Genomic DNA, 9,090 nt, shown 5'->3' with positions numbered 1-9,090 from the left:
CATAAATTATTAGCAGTTGCACAGATAGATGGCGAGGTTGGGTCAGATGGAAAACCCGCCTACCGCAACCTGGGGACAGTTAGCCAACAATCTGTGACTGACCACAACCTCAAATCGGGGATGACCATGCAGGGAGCTAAACTCCTAGAACTAAAACCAGAACTTACTAGAAGCCAAACTAAATTACTTTTCGATAAGGCACAAGAGGCGGCTCTCGCATTTTATGCGAAGATCCCAGAGTCAGAAAAACTTGCTCTATCCGCCGCCGCTTGGAATATCTGTGCATCCCGCCAAGATGAACTTGAAATTGCAAGAAAAGAAAACGCAAACCCCCAGGCGATCGCTAAAAAAGTCTCCAATTTTGCCTTCGCTGCTTTCCCCAATGAGATTATCTCTCGCTTAGATAAATTGCAATTTACTGAGCCAAAGTTAGTCACATTAAATAATGAAGCGAATCAATTTTTGGGTCGAGACTGGAACAAGGATGATTTGCACCCGATAGAAATTAGAGCTAGTCACCACCCAGTCGGACATGAGCGCCATGTTTCCAGGCTAATATTTGTACAGGATGCTGATGGCGAATATAAGGAATTCGCCATGCTCGAAACCAGAACCGCACAGCTTCCCATTGGTACGAAAGCGCAAGCAAGTATGGTTGGGATAGAACCTGCCACTGCCAAAGCAACTATTGGACTACCAGGAAACGAGCCGGTTGAAATTACTATCCGTGAACTCAAGAACTTCTCTTATGCAGGACTTGTTTTTAACGCCGAATCGGTCAACTTAGAATTTGGCACTGTGCCGATTCCTGATAAAACAGTAAAAATTAAGTTAGATGGTAAAACATTAGGGGAGTTAGACAGCGATTCTGTCCAGCAGTTGAAACAAATTGATTATCTGAAAAATGGTAATCCTCTAAAATTAAAGCTCACGTCAATCTCCGAAACTGGAGATCAAGCTTTTGTCCTGGGTGAATCTCCCAATGGGAACCTTCTCAAAATCAATAAAATTAACTTTTATGATTTTTCTGGTCAGACATTTAATGATCAAGATTACCGAAAACTGACTATCGAAACCTCAGCTTCTAAAACTAGAGATGCTGTATTTTTGAATGGTGAACCCTTGGGAGTGTTGCACTTTAAAAAAGACAAAGACGCGCTCAGACAGCTTGGACTACTCAAAACCGGACAACTTACACACGCACCCACTATTATTGAAAGTAACTTTTCTGTTATTTGCGCTCAAATTGACCCTAAGACCGTTGAATATCCCCAGAAATGGACGAAGGAATTTCAGGCTTTTGGGACTCAATCAGTTAACCCTCAACAACAGCAGATGATTGATAGTAGTGAGCCAATTCTACATCATATTAAAGAGCGTTCTACTTTCTTATTTTCTACAGAATCAAACAAAAAGCTGGGAGTCACGGGCTTGGCTGTTGACAATCACAAAGTTGAATCTGTAACCTTATGGCTAAAGAAGCAAAATGTTGTATATTCCCAAGTCCCACCCGAAGATGTCATTAGGGAAACTAAGAAAGGTCTAGCGGTATTTAACTTGGTTGATAGCTCCATCCCTGCCAAAACTTTGTCGAGCATGACCAAGAAATTCGGGGGAATTATTGAAACGGATAGTGACTATCAACAAAGAGTTAATTCCCTCGCTACACGACCGCAGTTTTTGAAACCACCAGAACAAACAGCACAATCCCCACCTAACCAATCTATAACTCCATCACTCTCCACTACTCCTTCTACACCAGATATTACTAATAGTACAAAAACCGAACTTCTAGGTGTAAAGAAGTCCCCGACAGTTACTATTGATGATTTGAGAAATTGGTATAATGCCGCAGATAAGTTAGGGAAGTCGGAAAATTACAAAAAACGCATTGTAGAAGTGGCAAATGGGTTTAAAGCTGGTGAGCAATTATCAGAGTCAGCGTTGACAGTAATGAATCAGGATACATTTGAACTTGAAGCCATCAGTCGGCTGACTCAAATTGCTCAAAGGATTGGCATGGTCTGGGGTAAGTCTGATGAAAATGGTACTCAAGTCCAAGGAAAGATTTATGACTTGGCTTTCAATACCCAGCAGAGGGATTTAACTATTTCACAGAAAAACGGGGAGGTAATTTTAAACTTGCAATCTGGTCAGGTGCAGACTAATAAACTAACTCCCCAGATATTGCAAACTTTTGAGGATGTTAATACTCAAATCGATAAAGTATTAGCTAAATCTCAAGCGCAACAAATAGATTTACAAAGATAAATTTGTTTTTTGAGCATTGGACATTGGGTGTTAGACATTGGGCGATCACTCCTCCACTTTCGACATCAATTTTGCAATTTCAAATTTTCTACGCGGTTGCTTGAAGAACATCTAATTGCATTCCCACCACACCATCAAATTCTTGTGAAAAATTAGAACAGCAAGCGCGTCTGGCTTTAGCGAATGGAGATGTGGATACAGCACTCCAGCAATACAAGGGGTTAGTTCGAAAATGCCAATATATGAAATCTCAAAAAGCACAAATAATTATTCGATAACTTGAGAAAATTCGTAATTAAGCGGTAATATATAATATCAAGCGAAATTCAAGTAATTAACCTAATTACGAAATTGGTATAGCAATACCAATTATTAATCCCTATCTTTGCAACTCTTTTAGTGAATTCATCACTCGTTCATAATCAGGAGTATTACCTTGAGCCTGAAAAAGTTGAGCTGCTTGTTGGAAATTTTCAATAGCTTTTTTTTTGTTGTTCATTTTAGCGTGAACAACACCTTGACTTGCGTAAGCTTGAGCATCTTGAGGGTTTACCTTAATAGCTTGGTTAAAATCAGCCAGAGCTAATTTCCATTTCTTTTGCTCATAGTAGATCAGACCACGATTATTGTAAGCTTGAGCATCTTGAGGGTTTATTTTAATAGCTTGGTTAAAATCAGCCAGAGCCAATTCCCATTTTTTCTGCTCATAGTAGATCACACCACGATTGTTGTAAGCTAGAACAAAGTCAGAGTTTATCTTAATAGTTTGGTTATAGTCACCCAGAGCTAATTCCCATTTTTTCTGCTCATGGTAGAGATTTCCACGATTGTAGTAAATTTGAGATAATTGAGGGTTTATCCTAATAGCTTGGTTATAGTCACCCAGAGCTAATTCCCATTTTTTCTGCTCTTTGTAGAGAATACCACGATTGTTGTAAGCATTAGCATCTTGAGGATTAAATTGAATAGCCTGGTTGTAGTCAGCGAGAGCTAATTCCCATTTTTTCTGCTCATGGTAAAGATTTCCACGATTCTTGTAAGCAAGAGCAAATTGAGGGTTAAATTGAATAGCCTGGTTGTAGTCAGTGAGAGCTAATTCCCATTTTTTCTGGTCTTTGTAGAAAATTCCCCGGTTGTTGTAAAATCCAGCGCGAGGGCTAAATTTAATTGCCTCATTTATTGCTGCTTCTGCTTCTTCATACCTTTGCAAATCCTGTAGGATTCTGCTTTTATCGTTGTATAAATTAGAATTTCTTGGTTTCTGTTGTATTGCTGTTTTTATTGCTATTAATGCTGGCTCTAATTGATTTAATTCTTGATAGGAAGCACTCAAAGCCTGCCAAGCAGCCACAAACTCTGGATTGAATTTCACTGCTTGCTCTAATGCAGCTATAGCTTCTGGATATTTACGATTCCAACCGAGAGCCAAACCTTTGCCATAATAAGCCAAGTAAACAAATGATGGTTTTTGCTCAATTGCTTTATCAAAAGCTTGAATAGCTTCTGGATAACGACGTAATCGCCAAAGTTGATTTCCTCTTTCTAGCCATTGGCTGGCTGTGGCATTTCCTTGTGAGATATTAGTTGACAATACTGCTTGTTGAATAGACTTGACTTGTTGTGCATTTAGTTGGGGTGGTTTTGCGTTTTCTACTTTCGCTTGAGTACCAAAGCGCGTCGCCAACCCTAAAAATGTACTGACAGGAATGCCTAAACTATAGCCTAGTTGTACTTGGCATTCCGCATTACCACCACAGTCTCCAGTTTTTGGGTCATCAACCATCTCTCCTTCAGCCCGTCCATGAATCCCAATGACTCGTCCAAGTGAATCCAATACTGGCCCACCACTCATCCCTGCGTAAGTAATGCTGGTGTAAACTAACTCATAACCTCCAGCTAAGGAACTTGCGGTTTGTAATCCACTAGAACTGTCACTTTGAAAATCTGATTGGCTGATCTGTAATAATCCAAATTCTTTGTCAAAAATTCTCCCCATTGTCAATCGCCAAGGTGAGTTATTCCCTAATTTGGGATACCCAGCCGTAAAAATATAGCTACCAGTGTTGGGGTTATAATTTGCAAGGGTAGCAACTTGATAGTTCTGCTCAGTAGTAAATTTGACTACCGCTAAATCTACACCTACTTCTACTTTAATAGTGCTTTTGTCTACTGAGTAGGCTTGACCATCTACTGTTACTATTTCATACTCACAGTTACGACATGTCTTGTTGGTATCCTTGGGTGCAGAAAAAACGTGGGCTGATGTTAAGACTGTATGGGTGTTTCCTTCTCTGGCAATGATAAATCCTGAACCGTTACCACCACTTTTATTTTGAATTTTTACGGTAATTTGTTGGGCTGTTTTTTCTAATTCTCCTAACCATCCTGTTAGTTGCGGTTGCGCTATGCTATCTTGAACATTGGGTAAAGGTAGAGAGTAAGCTGTTAATGTTTGTGGGTTGACTTGCGCTAGAAAGGTGGCAATAGGTATTCCCCAACTGACTGTTCGCATTTGTTGAATTTGTGTTTCTTTTGGTCTTGTACCATCTGGATAGGTAAAGCCTGTATTTAGTATGGGATAGGCACTTTTACCATTGATGCCTATAAGTTCTCCACGACTATTAATAATTGCACCGCCACTCATTCCCTGTTCGATGTTGCTGGTATAACCAATTTGATAACCTTCTTTGAGTGGTCTATCTGGTATTTGTTGCACTCTTCCCGGGCGATAGACTATTTCGTTTTTCTCAGTAGAATATCCCGCAGCGATTACTGGTGTTTGAATGTCAGGAACAAAGTCGGCTATTTTTCTAAGGCAATAGTTTTGATTTGATTGAAATTCTAGTAAGGCTAAATCCAGGTTTTCTAAGTTGGGGTTAGGGACGATTTTTGGTGTGTAGGTTTTGTTGTCTGTGGTTTGTAGTTTAATATTGTTTACGTTTCTAATGACATGGGCGTTGGTGATCGCTAGGTAAGTGTTACCTTGTTTGGCAAGTAGGGTTCCCGAACCGCCGTTGTTATCACCTATGACTCTGATTGTGGTTTGGCTGGCGAGGATTTGCAGTTGTTGTGGGGAGTATTCGCCGCTTTCTCCTTGAGCGGGTTCTATTTGGCAAGTCTTGGGGAGAGTATTAGCGGGTTTTTCTTTGGCTGTGGTGGGAATTGGTAAAAGTAGTAAGGATGTAATTAAAAGAATGGTTTTTTTCATAGATATTAATTAATTTGTAATTTGTAATTAAGAAATTTGGATGTTAATAGATGATATCGGGTGCGTTGTGTTGTGGGACAACGCACCCGATGGTTGCTGGATAGTTTATCTCTGGGTGTTTCTTGATCCTTGGATATCAATAATAGGTGATTGAACTAAAAAGGCTTGCACAGGAATATATGTCTGTTTCCCTGAATTTTGCAGCAATGGTTCTGATGTTTTACCTTCTGCAATATCCATGAGTCTTCGGATTAATTCATCAGGATTACTACCGGATCTAACTGTAAATAATTGATTGCTTCCATTGCAAATCTCTCCAAGATTGGTAACTCCACAAATAACAGGATAGCCATTATGCTTGCCGGATGATATGTAATTTAAACGATTCTGGGAATAAAATTCTTGAAATTTTTGAGTTACTTGTTCACAGCGTTTTTGTGGTGTCCAACCACCTTGATTAAAATATTCAGATTTCCAACCAATGAAATACACATGACCTCTTTTTTCTGGAATCCAAGCAGCTGTAACTGGAATTGTGTCACCACTAGATTGATCCATTTTTTTGCCACAAACAAAGGTCGTTTGAGCAGGCTGAGATTTAGAGGGACTCGATTGGCTGAAACTTGGAAAGATAATGCTCAAATTGGTGAAAACTGTGCAAATAGCAAGTCCTAAACCAATGAAAAATGGTTGCTTATGCATAAGTCTAACTATTTAAATAGAACTAAGATTGAATGATGAATATTAGAGCAAGTTTGTACTTTTTTGAAATAAATACTGTTGAACCTTTACTTAACACCTCATCCTTCTTCTAAAAAATAGAAATGTTTTTGAGAAGAGGTTATTTTTATTCTGTAAACAGTATCTATTATCAGGTAGGTTATCAAGGATGGTGCTTGGTAATTGATTTAGGGTTTAGCAGTTGCACGTAAAATGTAATTGCCTATTTCTTTTGCTTCTAATGAACTCGCGCCTACCTCATAAACCCCATTTTCTGGCAACTTAGTCACAATTTGAGCATTAAAATCACCAGGGCCTCTGTCATCGTTTTTGTCTACTACTTTACGTGCGCCATCAGCCTTAATTTGGTACAAAATTAACACTGGGTTAATTTTCTGACTAACCATCTCAATAATTACCTGTTGACCTGAGCGACCTTGGAATTGATACAAATTCACAAAACTACCATTTTCTCTTACGAAACTGCGAGCGCCTTTACCTAAACTGCCATTAATGACTTGACCATTGAGTGAGATAGTTGTAACAGTGGGTTTTGTTGTTGGCTGAACTAGGGTAGAGAAAGAAGAAATATCTTTTTTTCTGGTGGCAGCGATAAAAGATTGCACTTGAGCAACAGGGATTGCAAAGTTCATCCCACTATTTAATTTTCCAACTCCAACCCCTGCTGTATTCACACCAATGACTTGACCTTTGCTATTGAGAAGCGGGCCTCCAGAATTACCACCTTGAATTACCGCATCATGTTGAATTTTTCCACTCTTAGAATCGATACGGGTAATATGACCTTGGGTAAATGTGTCTTTGAAATCTGCATTCAGAGGAGTACCAAGAGCAAAAACCCGTTCTCCTACTGAAGTATCTCCAGGGACAGCTAAATCAAGTGTACGCAAGTTTTTCTGATTGTAGATTTTCAGCACTGCTAAATCTAATCCACTTTTGCCAAAGCCCAATACATCAGCCGAGACTTTTCTCCCATTGGAGAAAACAACAGTCACTACACGAGGAAAATCATTTAGATTGTAATTTATTAATTCTTGTTGATTTTTTGGTAATGGTTTAATTACATGGGCATTGGTGATAATTAACCCATCTTGACTGACAACAAAACCACTTCCGTGACCTGTACCAGTTTGAACCGTCACTACAGCAGGACTTGCTTTTTGATAAACTTGACGGGAAATTTGTTCCTCATTTGTTTGTGCGAAGGCAGTATAAGAGTGCCATACTTTCTTGTGGTTATTCGGTAGTAACTGTTCAATGTTGGTGTTGGTAATAACGGTTAATGTTGTACAGATTGCGAAAGTGCCCAGTTGTAAGAATTGCTTTTTCATCACTTAACAAAAATCAAATGTATAATTGAAAACTGATAAAACTTTAGATATGGAAAATTCTCAGCATTAAGCACAACTTTTGAGTTTTAAGAGAATAAGAACTGGAAAAAGTGGCTAAATACTGGTTCTTGCGTAGTTAAGCACAAACTGCAAGCTGGATTTATCTCCTGCCCTGAATAAAATGCATTGGATACTTTGATTAAAGAAGCGATCATCTGGTTCTATTGGTGTATCTGCTGTAGCTCGTGGTTTATACGCAAATCAATAATTTTAGTTACAAAAATTTATATTTAGTCTACGGGGACGAACTTCGTAAATTCAAGATGGCGTAATCATTAAAACCACAGGAGCTAAATTGATATTCAATTTAGACTACACACGGCACAATCTATTTTCCAGAAATACGCTGAAAGTAAAGCAACTTGCCAGCGCCCAATCTGTTCTTTATTAGCTCACCATCAGCCACGCCGACAGCTTTACTGACGAGAGACAGATTAGCTCTCGGTCGAATGGCACGCTTGAAAAGCTGAAAGCTCGTCTGGGCTATCTTGTTGGGGGTAGGGTTGCAGGTTCCATTGAAAAGAGATTATCGCTATGAGCTACTAGTTACACAAAGCGCGATGCCTGCGGTTTCTCGTTGCGATCGCTGAAAATAATCAACCTTTACCAGAATAAACAACCTCCCTCAACCTGTTGCCAGTGGTACACTTTAGGGCAATGAAACGGGTTTTACAAACCCTATAATCATTTCTAAATTGGGAGAATCAAGTTTTTTGGCTGATCCGAGATTCGTTGAGGCAAGAACATTTAGCTTGGTCAGTGCAAAGTGCGATCGCATGGAGTGAGAAACCTTTCAGTAATAATCGCTTCAATTTGTCTTAGGTTAGTATCTTTCTTGTCTGCTTTGGCACGGTTATGCCAAATATGCTAAATACAAAGGTAAAACAACTGCCAATGCAAGATTTAAGTCAGTGCAGGAATCGCGTTTTACATTACAATGCTTCCCGTACAAGAGTGGATATTGGAATTTCGCCTTGGTTATCTCGGTCGCTACTGGAGCCTGATAAGCGTCGTTGGCTTATTAATTGGCTTTTTGCTCTGTCTGCTGATATTTGTGCCATTGATCATTAACATGATACTAGATCCGTTCAGATATCCAGATCATTTGGTTATGAGCGCGATCGCTGCGGTGATTTTTGGTGCAATACTCTGGCTGGGGCAGTGGCTAATACTGCGACAGACTGAAATGACACCGAGAGTTTTTGCGCTCATCAATACAGTAGTTGGAATTTTTGTCTTCTCTGTGCTGGTGTGGTTTAACCAAAAAAGTTTGCAGTGGAGCGGTGGCCCGATTGAAGGTTGGAAAATCGGACTCATCTTTCTAGTGGGTGGTACAGTTACCGGAGCGGCGACGGGTAAGGCTTTGGATTTTTACTGTGGACGAGTTGAGCAGCGATTAATCAGACTTGAGAGGGAGAGGGTAGAAGAAGAAACCCAAGAGCGGGAAAGGCTTTTGAAAGAAAAAATTGAGAAGGAGAA

General features: G+C 39.6%; 3 protein-coding genes and 2 pseudogenes. 2 read left to right on the top strand and 3 right to left on the bottom strand.

Translation table 11 applies throughout. The features are described 5' to 3' along the window. Positions 1-2,271 (top strand): annotated as a pseudogene (locus H6G97_RS38805) (hypothetical protein); the annotation flags it as partial. A gap of 379 nt (positions 2,272-2,650) precedes the next feature. On the opposite strand, the gene H6G97_RS38800 reads toward H6G97_RS38805, so the two are convergent. From H6G97_RS38800 to H6G97_RS38790, 3 genes are all read right to left on the bottom strand, one after another. Beyond that, complete coding sequence (locus H6G97_RS38800; RefSeq protein WP_190945978.1) at positions 2,651-5,479, bottom strand: tetratricopeptide repeat protein; 2,829 nt, start codon at positions 5,477-5,479, stop codon at positions 2,651-2,653. 105 nt (positions 5,480-5,584) lie between these two features. Then, complete coding sequence (locus H6G97_RS38795) at positions 5,585-6,181, bottom strand: COP23 domain-containing protein (protein ID WP_277883400.1); 597 nt, start codon at positions 6,179-6,181, stop codon at positions 5,585-5,587. 206 nt (positions 6,182-6,387) lie between these two features. Next, the gene (locus tag H6G97_RS38790) at positions 6,388-7,551 is read right to left on the bottom strand and encodes a S1C family serine protease (protein WP_199349956.1); all 1,164 of its coding nucleotides are present in this window, start codon (positions 7,549-7,551) and stop codon (positions 6,388-6,390) included. A gap of 1,021 nt (positions 7,552-8,572) precedes the next feature. Between H6G97_RS38790 and H6G97_RS38785 the strand changes: the two are divergent. Continuing rightward, positions 8,573-9,090, top strand: a pseudogene (locus H6G97_RS38785) (hypothetical protein); the annotation flags it as partial.

This window comes from Nostoc flagelliforme FACHB-838 (genome assembly GCF_014698065.1).
Taxonomy (GTDB): domain Bacteria; phylum Cyanobacteriota; class Cyanobacteriia; order Cyanobacteriales; family Nostocaceae; genus Nostoc; species Nostoc flagelliforme_B.
This window is presented reverse-complemented; position numbering and strand designations above follow the sequence as displayed.

What these genes read in the sequence shown, in the direction of transcription:
- H6G97_RS38800 (WP_190945978.1), bottom strand. Translation starts at nt 5,479, where the DNA reads ATGAAAAAAACCATTCTTTTAATTACATCCTTACTACTTTTACCAATT.
- H6G97_RS38795 (WP_277883400.1), bottom strand. Translation starts at nt 6,181, where the DNA reads ATGCATAAGCAACCATTTTTCATTGGTTTAGGACTTGCTATTTGCACA.
- H6G97_RS38790 (WP_199349956.1), bottom strand. Translation starts at nt 7,551, where the DNA reads ATGAAAAAGCAATTCTTACAACTGGGCACTTTCGCAATCTGTACAACA.